This is a genomic window from Halosolutus sp. YCN4 (assembly GCF_059736495.1).
This window is the reverse complement of sequence record NZ_JCASSM010000002.1, coordinates 324712-340293: the sequence shown is the minus strand read 5'-3', so window position 1 is coordinate 340293 and position 15582 is coordinate 324712. Positions and strand designations below refer to the sequence as shown.

The 15582-nt window shown below is 64.3% G+C and carries 14 protein-coding genes; 4 read left to right on the top strand and 10 right to left on the bottom strand.

Annotated elements, in window-relative coordinates; genetic code table 11:
* Positions 1–529 precede the first annotated feature (529 nt).
* A complete protein-coding gene (locus AC6I6X_RS07850; RefSeq protein WP_497929970.1) occupies positions 530–916 on the bottom strand; it encodes a hypothetical protein in 387 nt (128 codons plus the stop codon).
* Positions 917–1096: 180 nt separating this feature from the next.
* Here AC6I6X_RS07850 and AC6I6X_RS07845 point away from each other — a divergent pair, with 180 nt between their 5' ends.
* Both AC6I6X_RS07845 and AC6I6X_RS07840 read left to right on the top strand, forming a co-directional pair.
* On the top strand, positions 1097–1414 hold the full coding sequence (locus AC6I6X_RS07845; protein ID WP_497929969.1) for a DUF5783 family protein: 318 nt from the start codon (positions 1097–1099) through the stop codon (positions 1412–1414).
* A gap of 80 nt (positions 1415–1494) precedes the next feature.
* Positions 1495–1854 carry a NifU family protein gene (locus AC6I6X_RS07840; RefSeq protein ID WP_497929968.1) on the top strand — a complete coding sequence of 120 codons (360 nt, stop codon included), beginning with the start codon at positions 1495–1497 and terminating at the stop codon, positions 1852–1854.
* Between the two features lie 24 nt (positions 1855–1878).
* On the opposite strand, the gene AC6I6X_RS07835 is transcribed toward AC6I6X_RS07840, so the two are convergent.
* The 8 genes from AC6I6X_RS07835 to AC6I6X_RS07800 all read right to left on the bottom strand — a co-directional run bounded on the left by AC6I6X_RS07835 (position 1879) and on the right by AC6I6X_RS07800 (position 10191).
* Positions 1879–2811, bottom strand: coding sequence for a ketopantoate reductase family protein (locus AC6I6X_RS07835; protein WP_497929967.1), 933 nt, complete (start codon positions 2809–2811; stop codon positions 1879–1881).
* Positions 2812–2997: 186 nt separating this feature from the next.
* On the bottom strand, positions 2998–3297 hold the full coding sequence (locus AC6I6X_RS07830; protein WP_497929966.1) for a TFIIB-type zinc ribbon-containing protein: 300 nt from the start codon (positions 3295–3297) through the stop codon (positions 2998–3000).
* Positions 3298–3677: 380 nt separating this feature from the next.
* Positions 3678–4745 carry an AbrB/MazE/SpoVT family DNA-binding domain-containing protein gene (locus AC6I6X_RS07825; RefSeq protein WP_497929964.1) on the bottom strand — a complete coding sequence of 356 codons (1068 nt, stop codon included), beginning with the start codon at positions 4743–4745 and terminating at the stop codon, positions 3678–3680.
* A 3-nt stretch (positions 4746–4748) separates the two neighbouring features.
* Entirely contained in the window at positions 4749–5426 is a 678-nt protein-coding gene (gene phoU / locus AC6I6X_RS07820) for a phosphate signaling complex protein PhoU (protein WP_497929962.1), read from the bottom strand.
* A 5-nt stretch (positions 5427–5431) separates the two neighbouring features.
* A complete protein-coding gene (gene pstB, locus AC6I6X_RS07815; RefSeq protein ID WP_497929961.1) occupies positions 5432–6358 on the bottom strand; it encodes a phosphate ABC transporter ATP-binding protein PstB in 927 nt (308 codons plus the stop codon).
* A complete protein-coding gene (gene pstA / locus AC6I6X_RS07810) occupies positions 6355–7905 on the bottom strand; it encodes a phosphate ABC transporter permease PstA (protein ID WP_497929960.1) in 1551 nt (516 codons plus the stop codon). The genes pstB and pstA overlap by 4 nt, the downstream gene beginning before the upstream one ends.
* Positions 7902–9014 carry a phosphate ABC transporter permease subunit PstC gene (gene pstC, locus AC6I6X_RS07805; RefSeq protein ID WP_497929959.1) on the bottom strand — a complete coding sequence of 371 codons (1113 nt, stop codon included), beginning with the start codon at positions 9012–9014 and terminating at the stop codon, positions 7902–7904. Before pstC ends, pstA begins: the two co-directional genes overlap by 4 nt.
* A gap of 46 nt (positions 9015–9060) precedes the next feature.
* Positions 9061–10191: a substrate-binding domain-containing protein gene (locus tag AC6I6X_RS07800; RefSeq protein WP_497929958.1), complete on the bottom strand. Its 1131-nt coding sequence runs from the start codon at positions 10189–10191 to the stop codon at positions 9061–9063.
* 134 nt (positions 10192–10325) lie between these two features.
* Here AC6I6X_RS07800 and AC6I6X_RS07795 point away from each other — a divergent pair, with 134 nt between their 5' ends.
* Both AC6I6X_RS07795 and AC6I6X_RS07790 read left to right on the top strand, forming a co-directional pair.
* Positions 10326–10592: a hypothetical protein gene (locus tag AC6I6X_RS07795; RefSeq protein WP_497929957.1), complete on the top strand. Its 267-nt coding sequence runs from the start codon at positions 10326–10328 to the stop codon at positions 10590–10592.
* Between the two features lie 325 nt (positions 10593–10917).
* Positions 10918–11826 (top strand): alpha/beta fold hydrolase, encoded by a 909-nt coding sequence (locus tag AC6I6X_RS07790; protein WP_497929956.1) that lies wholly within the window; start codon positions 10918–10920, stop codon positions 11824–11826.
* A 131-nt stretch (positions 11827–11957) separates the two neighbouring features.
* On the opposite strand, the gene AC6I6X_RS07785 is transcribed toward AC6I6X_RS07790, so the two are convergent.
* The gene (locus AC6I6X_RS07785) at positions 11958–15581 is read right to left on the bottom strand and encodes a DNA polymerase II large subunit (RefSeq protein WP_497929955.1); all 3624 of its coding nucleotides are present in this window, start codon (positions 15579–15581) and stop codon (positions 11958–11960) included.
* Between the last annotated feature and the right edge of the window lies 1 nt (position 15582).

Sequence of the window (15582 nt, the reverse complement as noted above, 5' to 3'; positions counted from 1 at the left end):
CGATACCGACCCGGACACGATCGGTGCCCAGGAATCGACCGTCGATCGCGGTATTCCGGTATTCGACTCCGGCACGGCAAGAGCGACGATTCGAGCGACGGGATGCCGGGCCGGCCGTTCACCACGACGACCCACATTCTATATCGCCATATATGATTTATCGGCGGCTGGGTCCCGGTTCGACGACAGTACTTGAAACGGGATCGCGGTAATCTCACGTTGCGTGCTAGCAATCCGAAGTGCCGCGTCGGTCCACACAGCCCTCGTAGCAGCGACGCCGGGCAACGAAAGTCAGGGCCAGTGGAGGATGGCGTGAGGACCATTCAGGGCGGGAGCCAGACGAACCTGCGGTTACCGACGGCGACCCGCTCGTCACGCTCGACTGGGTGCTCGAACCGATCGCAGCAGGGACTCAGAACGCGATGGATCCGTCCGGGATCGGCCTTCGGCGGCGAGGAGTCGATCGGGTCGATCACCAGATACAGTACAGATCGCGGGCCGATACAAGAACTCGAGTCGATCCAGCGATTCACTGCGACGGGTTGCAGTCGGGGACGACGTCCGCGAGCGACACCCGATCGAGGACGTCCTGGATCTCGATCGGGTCCGCCGGTTCGTCGACGATTTCGTGGATCCGGTGCATGCACTCGAGCAGGCCATCGACGGCGGCTCGACGGGTCGAGACGCGGCCGATTGCCTCGGTGATCGATCGGTCGGCGAGCGAGTAGCGGTGCCGGAGTTCCCAGCAGCGGCCCAGACCGAGGGTCGGGTGTGTTCGGTCCGACCGCGTGCAATCTGCGATCAGTTCGAGCGGAAGCGTACTGTGACGGTACGATACGTACCCGTCACGGAGCTCCGCAGGACCCCATCCCGGCGGCAACGCCTCGCGTGGGATCGGGTGCTGATCGGTTGGCATAGTGGTGGATGTCCGCGACTGGATCGGGTGTTGGTTCCGCTTGCATACTCACTCCCCGTATGTAGGCACCCCCTACCGTATCACTCGCAGTGACTGTCAGGCACCGATCCGTTCCTGACCGGTGATCGACCCCGGAGGGTGATCGTCCCACTTTTGTCCTCGCTCGCGTTCGTCTCCACTATGGCCGACTTCGATCCCGAGAAGTTCGAGGACAAGTACGCCAACTACTTCCCCGAACTCCAGCAGGCGTACAAGAACGCGTTCAACCGGATGAACGAGGAGTACGATTCCCAGCTCGTCCACGCGATCGACCAGCAGGTGCTAAACGAGAGCGAGCCGTTCTACGAGGGCGACGGCGAGTTCCGCGTCGAACTCCCCGCGGAGCCGTACGAGCGGCTGTCGGGCGTCGTCGTCGACGAAGAACGGTTCGAGAGCGTGCTCGAGATCCACGTCGACGAGATCGAGACCGAACTCCAGCGCGTCTTCGGGTTCGCCTGAGCGCGATCGATCGTCGCTGGTGTCGGCGGGCGAACATGGAGGACGGAAGGTTTAGGGGCGCTGGTACCCAACGGGCTTCTATGAGCACCGAGACCCAGGACGGGGACGACCTCAAAGACCGCGTCGCGAACTTCCTGCGACGGAACTTCCCGCAGATCCAGATGCACGGCGGCAGCGCGGCGATCCAGGATCTCGACCGCGAAACCGGCGAGGTCTCGATCGCCCTCGGCGGCGCCTGCAGCGGCTGTGGGATCTCCCCGATGACGATTCAGGCGATCAAGAGCCGGATGGTCAAGGAAATCCCCGAGATCGAGAAGGTCAACGCAACCACCGGAATGGGCGGCGACGACATGGGCGGCGGCATGAGTCCGTCCTTCCCCGGCGAAACCGTCGACGACGACGACGGCAGCGCCGACGAAGGCCCCGAAGCACCGTTCTGACCCGGTTCCGCACGTCGTCGTTCTTCAGGTTTCGTCCGTCACCGAGCCGACGGTATCCGCCCGGAGACCGCGCCCTCGTTCCCACGTTCGCACCAGCGCCGTCAGCGCCCGGTTCGTCGGGGCCCCGAGCCCCCGTTCTTCCGCTCGATCGACCACGTAGCCGTTGATGGCGTCGATCTCGGTCCGCCGATCGGCGCGAAGGTCCTGGTGCATCGAGGAGGTGTTCGCCGCGGTGGTCGCGGCCACGTTCTCCATCGCGGCGAGGGCTTCCCGGTTCGAGAGGCGAACGTCGCTCGCGCGGGCGATCCGCGCCGTCTCCCGGGCCGCGGCCCGGGCGAGATCGTTCGCGTCGGCATCGAGGACCGCCCCGTTTTCGGTCCGCGTCAGGGCCGTGATCGCGTTGATCCCGGCGTTAACGGCGAGTTTCTCCCACAGCCGCAGGGGCATGTCTCCGGCCACGGTCGTCTCGAGCCCAGCCCGATCGACGGCCTCGCCGACCCGATCGGCGAGTCGCGACTCGCCGCCCTCCCGCGGGCCGAGGACGATCGCGCCGAGTCCCGTACACTCGACGACGCCGGGTCCCTGGAGAACGGCACCGTAGGAGGCAGTACCGGCCAGGATCGGGGAGTCGAGCCGATCGGCGAGGATCGCCTCGTTTCCCATCCCGTTCTGCAGCGAGAGCACGGCATCGAACGATCCCGTCGAGAGGGTCTCGGCTGCCGCCGGCGTGTCGAACGACTTGACCGTGACGACCGCGAGGTCCGCGTCGAGATTCCGGCCGTCCGTCGTCGCGTCTGGCCGGACCCGATCGTCGAACTGGCCCGTAAGCCGGAGCCCCGACTCGCGAACGGCGCTGGCGTGGGCCTCCCGGGTGACCAGCGTGACGTCGTGCTCGCGAGCGAGCATCCCGCCGACGAGACTCCCGAGGCTGCCCGCCCCGAAGACGACGATGTCCATGTGTCACCCGTTACACCAGGGCGTCAAAGGCGATTCGGGTCACGTCGGAGGACGCATCTGATCGTCACCGGTCTCCGAAACGCCGCCGGGCAGTTACGGCCCGTTCGTACGAAACGCTGTCCGTCAGTTCCGACGTAACCACAGACGGGTCGCGATCGCGCCGGTGCATCGGGACAGCGACCCGTATCAGTCCTCGGTCCAGTAGTACAGGTTCTCCCGATCGCTCCCGCAGGTCGGACAGGTTTCCGGGAGATCCTGGTCGAGACTCCCCATCTCACCGCACTCGAGGCACCGCCACATCAGTTCGGCCTCGCCGAACTCGTGGCCCGATCGGACGTGTTCGACGCTCAGTCCCTGGATTCCCTCCCGGAGTGTGACGTAGAACCCCTCCTCGTCGAAGCCGCGAATCCGGCCGATTTTGGCCCCCTCCTCGGTATAGACCGTCGTTCCGAAGCCGAGTCGTGGTTGGTGCTGTTCGTCGGACATATCGTATCGCACGCGACACTGCCGTATAAAGGCACCATGGCCGCCAGTTCGGCTGAATGAACGGAATACGTGAATCTCTCGGATTTCTATCGAGATCGTGAGATAAATCAGATACCGCTATATCAATTCGACTCGGTCATCACGGCACATTTTCGAAGGGTGGGTCCCAAGAAACGTTCAGTCGCTCAGTCAGGTGGGGTCACTGTCGAGGCAACGATCTCGGCTCATCCATCTGCGATCAACACAGGTGGATGGTGCTTCTCGTCGTCGACACCCGCTTTCAGCGGGAAGTCGATCAGTCGTCAGATGCCGCTAGTACACTTCTTACAGAGAGCGCATTCGGCGGGGTTCAACCCAATCGAGGTGATTCGGGTTGGTGGTCATCCCCCAGCCGAGGTGTGAGATTCCCGAGTCGGATCATCCGCGTTTGTAGTCTCTTGCGATGGTTCTACCAGTTCACCGTGACGGATGGCGCGTCGGAGTCCGAACTCCGCGATGTTTCCCCCGTGTTCGGCTGTCCGTCGCAACCTATCGAGAACCGGTCTGAGCTGAGCGCTTTCCGTTGACGACTCCGCCAACCGACACTCGAGTGTCGTAATATCCTTGCGGAGTTGATCACGAGCGGTCAAGGCCTGATGGGCGGTTTCGACGTCCACATCACCGATAATGACACTCACTGCGTCCGCAACGATATCGCGTGCTCTCTGGGCGATCACACGGATCTCATCCGTGGTTGATTCGTCTATAGAGTCCTCGATCTCGGCGGCGACGGTTGCTATGCCTTCGGCGTGGTCAGCAACGCGCTCTAGCTCGCGGGTCGTCCCCCACAGTTCGAACAACGCCGAACGGGTCACTCCCAACGCATCCACCTCGTCAAGACGTGCGAGTCCCCGAGCAAAGGACCGGTCGATCATCGCGTAGAGGCGATCCGCCTGATCATCACGATCGGCTAGGGTTCTGTGAGTCGTATCCCCGGCCACCGCAGCCGTCGCATCGCGGTGCATCGATAGTGCGACGGACTCGAGCTGGCTCACTGACTGTCGAACCGACACTTCATCAGTATCGACGAGCGTTCGAACCGTAATCGTCGTTTCGGACTCCTCGGTGACGTACACTCCAGTGAGGGTTCTAGTAACCTGGTCAACGACGCGCCGTTGGTCAGTTGTGAAACGATCTGCGGCATCGAGTCGAACCTCCTTTGCACCCACTGCGTAGGCCGCCCGCAACGTTCGTTCGAGTAGCTCAGCGTCGGCGTGAGCAACTTTGGCGGCGATTCGACCGGGCGCGTTATCCTTACACTCTTCGGCTTGGAGGACGAGCACTCCGTCGATATGTGTATGTAGGTTAACCGTATCCCCTGTGGTAATGTCCTGGGACTCGGCCCACTCTTTCGGAAGTGACACGGTGTAGGTTCCGCTGCCGACCGTCTGAATTTTGCGTGTCTCCATTGCTCAATAGATGAGTGCGGGGTCGTTCTCGGCCATGTACAGGGTTCGTGCTGCAATGTTCACGGCATGGTCGCCGATCCGTTCGAGGTCGCGAATCGTCAACAGCACGCGTGAGACGTCGTCGAGTAGTTGTTCGACCGCCCACGGATCGTCGCTGTCTGCCTCGCGCTCGATCAAGTCCCGGGTAATGGTTTCGTTCGCCCACTGACAGCGGGCATCGATGTCGTCATCGCTGGCTGCGATCTCCGGACAGGCGTCAACATCCTCGATCTCGTACGCTTCGAGACTCCGCGTGAAGAGGGCCTTTGCGTTGCGACCGATGTCGTCGATAGCGACTTCAGGCGTGAGGTCGCGCTTCGCTGTTAGCGCGTACCGTGCCAGATTGGCTGCTAAATCCCCGACGCGTTCGAGGTCAGTGATGATTTTGAACGAAGCCGTGATGAAGCGAAGATCACCCGCTACGGGCTGCTGGAGCGCAAATAGGTCGACACATTGGTTTTCCAATATGAGGTACGTCTCATTTATATTTGAATCTCCCTCGATGACGTCACGAGCCAGTGTTTCATCCGTATCGACTACGCTCTTCAGTCCCATCTCGAGTCGCTCGACGACGAGGGAACCCATTTCGAGTACATCGTCCCGGAGGTTATCTAGCGATTGCTGGTATGTCTCTCGCGTCACGACGATCACCCGAACTTACCGGTGATGTAATCCTCGACGCGCCGGCTCTGTGGGTTCTCGAACACCTGATCGGTGTCGCCGTACTCCACGAGTTCCCCACCAGTCAGGAACACGGCTGTCTGGTCGGAGATACGCGCCGCCTGTTGCATGTTGTGCGTGACGATAACGACCGTGTACTCCTCGGCGAGATCTTCGATGAGGTCCTCGATTTTCGCGGTGGCTATCGGGTCGAGCGCCGAGGCCGGCTCGTCCATCAGGATGACTTCTGGATCGACGGCGAGACATCGGGCAAGACACAACCGCTGTTGCTGGCCGCCCGACAGCCCGAGGGCGTTGTCGTCGAGTCGATCGTTGACCTCCTCCCACAGCGCGGCCTGTTTTAGCGACTGCTCGACGATCTCGGCTTCCTTCTCGCTCTGGTCACGCCCGGTCATCTTGGCGAGCAGGCCGGTCTGAACCGTGCCGTGTTTGCGCGGGCCGTAAGCGATATTGTCACGAATGGATTTCGGGAACGGGTTGGGAGCCTGAAACACCATCCCGACGCGCTTGCGGAGTTCGACGAGATCCAACGCCTCCTGATAGATGTTCTTGCCCTCGAACGTCACGGTGCCGTCGACGTTTGCACTACGAATTCGGTCGTTCATCCGGTTGAGACACCGGAGGAACGTCGACTTCCCGCAGCCGGAAGGACCGATGAGTGCAGTGACGCTCTTCTCAGGGATTTTGATCGAGATGTCGTCGAGTGCCTGATCGTCGCCGTAGTGCACGTCAAGGCCACTGACAGCCATCTTGGGTTCGCCCTCGAACTCGTAGTCGGTCCACGTCTCGGGCGTCGACTCCGTCCCTGCGCCGGGCTGGCTCTGGGTCTGGCTGTCGGACGATGCGCCTGCTGTCTCGCTTCGGTCGGTGTCCTGTGTCGTTGTTTCGGTCATGAGTTCAACCTCCGTCGGAAGTAGAGCCTCGAGAAGACGCCGATCGCATAGAACGATAGTACGACGAGCAACAGAATGAACGCCGTCGCCCAGCCGAACTCGGCGGCGTTCTCTGCCGAGACGCCCGCGGTGATCGTCGCATACAGTTGGTAGGGCAGTGCTGGTGCGCTCTGCAACAGCGCATCGTTGGCGACGAACGGCGGCGCGCTCGTGAACTCGAAGGAACCGAGCACGTTCGGCGCGTCGTCACGGAGGCCACCGGCCATCACCAACAGGATCGGAGCGGTCTCGCCGGCGATCCGGCCGACCCCGAGAATGACGCCGGTGAGAATCCCCGGCATCGCCGCCGGGAGGACGACGCTTTTGATCGTCTCCCACTGGCTGACGCCGAGGGCCGCACTCGCATCGCGGTACTCGTCGGGCACCGCTTTGATGGCCTCTCGAGAGGTGATCAGACACAGCGGCAACAGCATGAACCCGAGGACGAGCATTCCGGTCAAAAGCGACGTCGACCCGCCCAGCCGGGGGATGAGGAAGGCGTAGCCGAACAGCCCGTAGACGACGCTGGGCGTACTCCATAGCCCGTTCGTAGCGATCTCGACCGCGCCGACGAACCGGCCCTGTTCGGCGTACTCAGTGAGGAAGACGGCCGCCGCGACCGCAATCGGGACGCCGGTGATCACCGCGCCGATCACCAGCCAGATCGTCCCGACAATCGCGGGGAAGACGCCGTTGATGACTTCGGGGCGAAAGGAGTACCCGTTAGTGACGAAGGGCCACTGGAAGGGCACAAGTGAGAAGCCCTGGAAGGCGGGACCGACACCCTTCGAGGCAATAAACAGGAGCAGTCCGGCGAGGACGGCGATGATGGCGACCGCGTTGATGCCGACCAGCAGGTAGGCCGCGGTCTGGCGACCCGTACTGCCGTAGCCCTCGTAGGCCTTCGCACCGGCCCACATCGTCACCAGCGTGGTTACGCTGAGGACCAGCGGGATCGCCATCGAGCCGGTAAGCGTCGCCGAAAAGCCCTCGGGCTCCCACGCGAAGGCAGGCGTGAGGATGCCACCAACGATCAGCAGGCCGACGACGATGGCGGCGAGTCCCGGCGGGAGCGTTGAGCCGATATCTTCGGGTGCAAGCGCGACGCCGACGAACGTCACGCCACCGATCAGCGAGGCGACCGCGAGCCAGCCGAGCGTGCCGAAGCCGAACAGTTGTGAGGCGAGCAGTCCGGCGACGACGAAGCCGCCGAGACCGAAAAGGGCCGCAGTGACGGCTCCGGGCGTCACGTCCGGCGCCGTGTTGAAGACGCCAACCCGAGAGCCCACGCCGAGGCCGATCGTTGCGACACCCATCAGCAGGAGGCCGACGGCGAGGAAGTCGTAGAGGCCAACGCCGAGGATCGCCGTTTCCTCGGTGACGATCTGGGTGAGGCCCAGCAGCGAGAAGACGAATGTCACCAGCCCGAGGCCGACAACCCCAGAGGCGAATCGCTCTGCGGTTCCCGTATTGTCGACGACCAGTGCCGAGTCCGTGGGATAGCTCATAGCTCACCCCCGAGCTTGCGGTCCATTCTGAGCTCGATGCGTCTGGCGGCGATGCTCAATATCATCACCGTAATGAACAGCACGACACCGGCGGTGAACAGCGCGTTCATGTGGAGTCCATCAGCGTTGCCGTACTGGCTAGCGATGAGGCTGGTGAGCGTCTCGGTGTTGTCGAAAACGTCCTGGAGCGGTTCGGGGAGTCGCTGGCTGTGGCCGAGGATGACCGTCGCGGCCATCGTTTCGCCGACCGCCCGGCCAATGCCGAGCAGGACGGCCGCCGAGACGCCAGAGAGCGCCGCCGGGAGCGTGATCGACTTCATTGTTTGCCACTCGGTCAGTCCCATCGCGATCGCGCCGTCGCGCATCGCGTCGGGCACGCTCGTGAGTGCGTCGTCGGCGACGGAAACGACCGTCGGCAGCGCCATCAGGCCGATGACCAGCCCGACCAGAAAGAGGCTGCCGAGGTTGGCCATCACCAGGTTCTGGTAGAAGAACTGGTTCAGCACGACGAAGCCGAGGTAGCCGTAGACGATCGAGGGAATGCCGGCGAGGATCTCGATGCCGGGTTTGACCGTCTCGCGGACCAGCGGCGGGGCGATCTCGGCGAGAAACAGCGCCGCGGCGATTCCCAGCGGGGCGGCGATCGCCGTCGCCAGCAGCGTCGTCACGAACGTCCCCCAGATCATCGGGATCAGCGAGTAGTTGTGTTGGCTGGTGCTCCAGTAACTGTCGACGCTCGGGATGAGCGTGACGCCGAAGACCTCGATCGGTTCGGTGAAGCCGAACAGCCGGATACCCATCCGCTGGAGGACAGGCAGGGCTTCGAGGAACACGTAGACCGTGATCAGCCCGAGAACGAGGATCGTCGAGGCGGTCGCCAGAAACGTCAGCGCGCGGGCGGTCTCGGCCTGATGGGCGTACCAGCCGTAACCGGTCGCGGCCAAAAAGCCGGCGAGCGGGAACACCGTGACCGTCGAGTTCAACAGGAACAGGACGAACGTCGCGACGAGACAGACGGTGGCGACCGCAAACAGCGAGGCGACCTCGCGGTCGGTCTCGACCAGTCGCTGAAGCCGCCGTCGGGTGTCGAACAGTGATAAGTCAGTCATGTATTGATTGATGGATATCGCGGGAAGTAGCGGCCGACCGCGTCGCTCAGTTGGTCGGTTCGGGCAGGTTGTCGAGCTCTTCCTGACGACGCTCGTCAGTCAGCGGCAGGTAGTCGGCGGCCTCGACGAACATCTCTTGACCATAGTCGCTCAGCAGCATGCGGATGAACGCCGCCTCCTTGTTCGAGGTACCGTCCCACGTGTAGGTGTGGAGCGCCCGCGACAGCGGGTAGTCCAGCGAGCCGAAGTCGTCGGGGTACTCGAACATCTCGCCGTCGATCTCGAGGTCGATCGCGGGCGTCGAGTCGTCGACGAACGCCAGGGCGATGTAGGCGATCGCGTTGTCGGCGTTGTCGATGTCGGTTTTCACCTGCTGGTTCTGACCACGGCGGCTGTCGACGCCGTCCATCGAGGCGTCGGGGTCGCCCAGCACGTTGGCCCGGAAGGAGGTGTCAGTACCCGAGCCTTCGGCGCGGCCGATCGCCTGAATGTCCCGATCCGGACCGCCGAGGTCCGACCAGTTGGTGACGCGGCCCTGATAGATGTCCTGGATGTCGGTGAGCGTGAGTTCGGTGACGCCCTCGTCGTAGATCTCCGAGCTGACGACGATGGGCTGGGCGTCGACGCCGACGACGTGGTCGGTAAACGGTTCGAGTTCCTCCTCGCTTCGGTCGGGGAACTCCGCGCTGACGGGGGCGCTGGCGTCGCCGATGTCGACCTGTCCGTTTTCGAGCTTTTCCATCCCGACGCCGGTGTGGTTGAGACCGATCGACGTAAAGAACGGCGGCGTTCCTTCCTCGCCGCTGGGCTCGAAGCCGTAGAGGCCCGCCCAGTAGTCGGCCATGTTTTTGTCGGTGTCAATGTCGTACTGGCCCGGCCCCCAGTACTCCTCGTCATCGGCGGGTGCGTTCCCGTTCCAGAGCGAACCCGCCTGGCTCGTAATCGGGTAGACGGTAGAGGACCCGTCGGCGGTCAGCGGCTCCGTGTCCGAGCTCCCCTCCGACGATTCGCCGCCGTTGTCGGAAGAACTGCCTCCGTTAGAACCGTTCTCGTCGGCCGAATCTGACTCGTTTGAACCCGAGCAGCCCGCGAGAGCAGTGGCACCTGCCACTCCCGAGGTAAGAATGAATTTGCGTCGCGATACCAGGTCGGCCAGACGCTCTGAGTCGTGCGCCATCACTCGAAGTCAGGCGGATACGTACTAAAGCGGTTTATAATAGGGGTACGTCCCATTATGTCGGGATCGTACCGAACTGATGGGATCTGAACAGTACGTGTACGTACGGTCAGATACGTAGAACGTTTTTGTCCGTGCCGCCCGCAACCGCGGGGACGCTGACGCCGATCGGACGGCACGCCTGGGAGCCAGGGCCGAGTATCCAAGACGCGTCCTCGTATCGGATCTCTTCGTCCACGGGTCCGGGGGAGTCCGCCCTGGATCGACGACCCCGGGCGAAGTCTCGTCGACGCCAGGGCGACGTCACGCTCACCGCGCGAACGGCGGCGGACTCCAAAGCGATCGAGCGGGACTCCTCGATCGTCCTCGAAGACGACGTTCGCGTCGAATCGGTCGATTAAGGCGGTGGTTGTTCGACGGCACTGGATCGAAGCGGGTCCGTCCCGGTACGGACTCCACCGGTCCTCGCAACGGAACCCGATCGGGAGGCGAACGAAACGATGTAAATGCGTCATAAATACATCCATAACCATTATTAAGGGCCCGTCCAGAGTGGAGGGGGATGAGTGCTGGTATCATGGCCCGATCGTCGCCATCCGGGACGACCCTGTCGGCCAGTTCACTGGTTTGCGAACGCGCCGGCGAGGGAGACACATCAAGAGCAGTCGCCCCGAACGATCGTGACGCCACCGTCGGAGGCACGAACGGCCCCGATCACCGACGAGTATGACTGGAACCGGCGTCGCCACCGTCGGGGGCTGTCGCATCGCCTATCGGCGCGCGGGCACCGAGGGGCCGCCCGTCGTCTTGCTCCACGGGGCGGGGATCGACGACGCGACGGTGTCGTGGCGCCACACCGTCGACGCCCTCGCGTCGGAGTACCGCGTCTACGCACCCGACTGGCCCGAGTACGGGAACAGCACCGGCACGGTCGAGCACACGATCGAGAGCTACGTCGACGTCCTCGACGGCTTTCTCTCGAGTCTGCCGTACGAGAGCGTCTCTCTCGTCGGCATCTCCATGGGTGGCGGCGCAGCGCTTGGCTACGCGCTCGCCAATCCGGACCGCGTCGATCGGCTGGCGCTCGTCAGCAGCTACGGACTCGGCGGCCGACTTCCCCGGGCCCTGACGTGGAAACACCTGTCACAGATCCCGGGAGCCGCCGAGTTCGGAAAGATCGCCGCGAGCGTGTCGAACCGGAACGTTCGCCTCGTCCTGAACAGTCTCGTCGCTGACGCGGACGCCCTGCCACAGGCGTTCGTCGACGACGTCAGGGCGAAACTCAAGACACCGCGATCGCTGCAGGCGTTCAAACAGTTCCAGGACAACGAACTCACCTTCGGCGGCCGGGTCGCGACGAACTTCGTCGACGACCTCGACACGCTCGCCGTGCCCACACTGCTCGTCCACGGGGAACGGGACCCGCTCGTCCCGCCGGAGTGGTCGATCCGGGCGGCACGGGAGATCCCGGACGCCCGCCTGGAACTCGTCGAGGACTGCGGGCACTGGGCACCGCGGGAACGACCGCAGCGGTTCAACGACGTCCTGCTAGAGGGGCTCCCGGACCGACGGTGTGCGCCGACGATCGAGTATCCGGACGCCGAGATGCCGGGACTGGGCAGCGCGAGCGACTGATCTGTCGCAGTCTTCGTCCACTGCCACTCACCGCGAGAGGCGTCGCAGGCGCTTTCGAGTAACAGTTTACCGAGGGACGTCACGCCGTGTGACGACGCCGCGAGCGCGACGGTTCGCAGTGCAAACGGTCGTCACATGAAGTCCTCGATCCCGCTCTGCTTGTTCTTGTCGTTCTCGAAGATGCTCTCGAGCGATCGCTCTAGGACTTCGAGCCGCTGTTTCGTGTAGTCCCGGCAGTCGTACTCCGCGGCGACCTGGATGGCGGTCTGCATGTACTTGTTCACGGAGCCCTTGTGGACGGTGAGGTTGACGCGGCCGCCGCACTCGCGACAGTCGCCGGTCAGGGGCATCCGACGGAACTTCTCCCCGCAGTCGAGACAGCGGGTCTCCTGCCGGGAGAACGCCCGGAGGTTGCCGATCAGGTCCGGCAGGAAGTGGTACTCGATGACCCGCTCGGCGACGTCCGTCTCGTCGACGGCTTCGAGTTTTCGCGAGAGTTCGAGCTGGGCGTCCATCTTGTCCATCATCGAGCCGAGGGTCTTGTACGCCGAGAGATCGGGCCCCATCGCGATGTCGGTCGTGTCGTGCGTGTGATCGAACCCGGTGTACTCCCCGTCGGTGCCGAGCGTGTCCTCGGCGATCTGGACGTCGACCGCCTCGGGATCGGCCTGCTCGCGCGTCGCGAGGAAGAACTCGCGGGGATACTGCGTGACGATGTCCATGTTGTGGGCCTCGTCGTCGATCTCGGCGGGGTCGATCCGCGAGGACATGACCAGGGGTGCGTCCATGCGTCCCCCTCGTTTATCTGGCAAGAAACTGATACTGAAGTTCAAAAGACCGTCCATGAGCAGCATCACGCAGTCCTCGTCACCGTCGCAATTTCGGCGTTTCGCGGCGTGAAAGTACGGATGCGCGTATCCGACCGCCGCGCTCGTGAAACCGATCACCCTCCCGACAGTTGCCGCACTCGTGTGCGGTGCCATCCCGAAGACGAGTTCGCCCACGAGGTCCTGGCGATCGTCGAGTTCGTAGAACGGGTCGAGGCCGTAGTACTGCTCCAGCAGGTCGTCGATGAAGTCGGCGGTCTGGAGCATGTGCTCGGCCGCGCCGTCCGAGAGGACGATGTCCTGGACCTTGAGTTCGACCAGTTGATCCTCGTGGGTCAGCGGTTCGCCGTGGATGTCCTCCTCGTAGCCCAGCGCCTGCAGTTGGCCGACGTCGACGTCGAGTTCGCTCGCCCGGACGGACGTGACCGGGAGGTCGGTCATGTCGTACCGGACGGTGCCGTCCTTGAACGACGAGACGTCGTGTTTCGCGCGCAGGACCCCCTTCTCGATCGGTTCGGGGATCTTGGTCGTCGAGGACAGCCCCTTGACGCCCTTGAGGATCTCGAATGCGTTCTCCCGCTCGCCGACCGCCTCGAGGGCGTCGCGGTACTCCTCGTTGATATCGATTTCGCGGATCTCGACGCAGGTGGCCTCGGCCTCACAGCGATCGCACTCGACGCGGCCCGCCTCGTCGGGGTCGACCCGCTGGTCGCAGTCGGGACAGCGGTAGTCGGGCGTCGTCCGCTCGTCGCAGTCCGGACAGCGGTTCTTGAAGGTCTCACTGTCGCAGTTCTCACAGCGGTTGCGGCCGACCTGGACCTCGACGACGCCGGGCGTGTCCGACATCGTCTCCGCGTGTTTGGCGGCCTTCGCGACGTCCCGCTGTGCGCCGCCGGCCTCCCCGATCGGGAACAGGGTGTGGACCGGCGGACTCAGGTCGCGACGCTCCGATTTCTCGGGGCGGCCCATCCGGTTCCCGATCCGGGTCGGGGCCCGTTCGCGGACGGCGAAGGGTGCCACCTCGTTGACGGCCTCGATGGCGTTCTCGCCGGCCTCCTCGTGCCCCCAGTTCCGGGCGCGCTCGGAGAGGTCGTCGTCGGTCCAGGTCCGTTCGAGTTCGACGGCCCGTCCCTCGGGATCGCCCCCCTGGACGCTGGCCCCGTCGGTCGCGGTGTGTCGGATCTCGCAGCCCAGCGTTCGGACGAACGGTTCCCAGTCGTCGATCTCGAGGCGGTCCTCGCGCTGGCGGTGCTCGATGACGATCGTCTCCAGTGCGTCGCGCGCGACGTCGGTGTGGTCGATCACGAGCGTCTCGCCGTCGTTCGTGACCCGGCCGTCGGCGACGGTTTCGGCCAGCGAGCAGAACGAGTCGACCGAGAGGTCGTGCCAGAGAGAGGTGTACTCGGGGTGAAGCGGCGCGTCGTACGCCGTGGCCCACTCGAGGGCGCGATCGGCGGTCGGGAACTCGAGGTCGACGTGGGGATCGTCCTCGAGCGCCTGGACGTCCGCGCCGGCGGCCTCCAGGTCCTGGACCCACCACTCGTACGTGTAGGAGGCGGGCGCAAGCGGGTGGTTGTTCTCGACGAACTCGCCGTAGTTGACGAGGTACTCGCCGAGGTCGAGGATCTTCTCGACGCCGTTCCGGATCTCGAGGGCGTCCTCGGGGTCGTCGATCCGGCGCACGTCGCCGTTGGCCAGTTTCACCGTCGGCCCCTCGATCGAGTCGACGGGGACGACCCCCGCCGCCTTCCCGGGTCGTTCGGTCTTGATCTGGGTGCCCGTCGCGAGGAAGTCGTCCACGAGGTGCATCGCGGCGGGGTGGACGCCCGCGGTCGCGAAGCCGTGGTTGCGCGCCCGGCCGTAGCGCAGGCGGAAGCCACCCTTCGCGCAGGGGTGAGAGAAGACCGGCCGGCCGGCGATCAGGTCCCGGAGGAACTTGGTGGACTCGTCGACCCGTGGCGGTCCCGCCGGGCCGTCGGCTGCGTCGTCGTCTTCGGCCGTTGCGTCGGCCTCGTCGTCACCGTCGGCGGACCCGTCGTCGCCGTCTCCATCCTCGCCGTCCTCGTCTTCCGTCCCGTCGCCTCCCTCGGCGTAGTTGCCGTCGATCAGGTCCTGGAGCCACGGCCAGTCGACCTCGTCCAGGTTCCGGGTATAGCGCTGGATCTTCGGGGCCTTGAGCGCGATCCCCTCGGCCATGACGAGACACATGCCGCCGCGGGCGCTGTTGGTGTCGACCCGTTCTAGGTCCCGAAAGCCGGAGACCTCCTCGTCGCCCGTCGCCTCGCCGTCCAGCATGATCGGCATGTGCTTGGCGATGAACTTCGTCTCCTTGTCCTTCGGCGTGTACTGGAGGCCGGTCTCCTTGTCGTAGAGGCCGATCTCCTCGGCGTAGCGCTCGATCTCCTCCTGGCGAGGCTCGTACTGCTCGATCCCCACGAGCGCGCGGGTGTAGTCCGCGACGAGCACCGAGAGCGCCTGTGCGGTCCCGCCAGCCGATCGGATCGGCCCGGCGTAGTAGACGTTGACGAACTCCGTCCCGTCGTCGTTCTCGAGGAGTTCGACTTTGTCGATCCCCTCGATCGGGGCCGCCACGACACCCTCCGTGAGCAGGGCGACCGCGGTCCGAACCGCGCCCTCGACCTTGCCGGCTTTCGTCTCGTAGTCGCCGACCTCGCCCTCCGCGAAGTCCTTCGCGAGTTCGAGGGCCGCTTCCTCGCGGCTCATCTCCCCCTCGAGTTCGCGGACGCGCTCGGCAACGCCCTCGATCCCGAGGATGTTCTCGACCCGATCGGCCATGTCCTTGGCGACGGGAATCTCGACTTCGGGTTCGGGGTCGGCGCTGCCCGCCTTCGCGCGTTCGGCGACGTCGAACGCCTCGTCGAGCTGGGATTCGAGCCGTTGGAAGTACTGCCGGTCTGCCTCGCGCATG

Coding starts and splice junctions, on each gene's coding strand:
- AC6I6X_RS07850 (WP_497929970.1), bottom strand. CDS start 916: ATGCCAACCGATCAGCACCCGATCCCACGCGAGGCGTTGCCGCCGGGA.
- AC6I6X_RS07845 (WP_497929969.1), top strand. CDS start 1,097: ATGGCCGACTTCGATCCCGAGAAGTTCGAGGACAAGTACGCCAACTAC.
- AC6I6X_RS07840 (WP_497929968.1), top strand. CDS start 1,495: ATGAGCACCGAGACCCAGGACGGGGACGACCTCAAAGACCGCGTCGCG.
- AC6I6X_RS07835 (WP_497929967.1), bottom strand. CDS start 2,811: ATGGACATCGTCGTCTTCGGGGCGGGCAGCCTCGGGAGTCTCGTCGGC.
- AC6I6X_RS07830 (WP_497929966.1), bottom strand. CDS start 3,297: ATGTCCGACGAACAGCACCAACCACGACTCGGCTTCGGAACGACGGTC.
- AC6I6X_RS07825 (WP_497929964.1), bottom strand. CDS start 4,745: ATGGAGACACGCAAAATTCAGACGGTCGGCAGCGGAACCTACACCGTG.
- pstB (WP_497929961.1), bottom strand. CDS start 6,358: ATGACCGAAACAACGACACAGGACACCGACCGAAGCGAGACAGCAGGC.
- pstA (WP_497929960.1), bottom strand. CDS start 7,905: ATGAGCTATCCCACGGACTCGGCACTGGTCGTCGACAATACGGGAACC.
- pstC (WP_497929959.1), bottom strand. CDS start 9,014: ATGACTGACTTATCACTGTTCGACACCCGACGGCGGCTTCAGCGACTG.
- AC6I6X_RS07800 (WP_497929958.1), bottom strand. CDS start 10,191: ATGGCGCACGACTCAGAGCGTCTGGCCGACCTGGTATCGCGACGCAAA.
- AC6I6X_RS07790 (WP_497929956.1), top strand. CDS start 10,918: ATGACTGGAACCGGCGTCGCCACCGTCGGGGGCTGTCGCATCGCCTAT.
- AC6I6X_RS07785 (WP_497929955.1), bottom strand. CDS start 15,581: ATGCGCGAGGCAGACCGGCAGTACTTCCAACGGCTCGAATCCCAGCTC.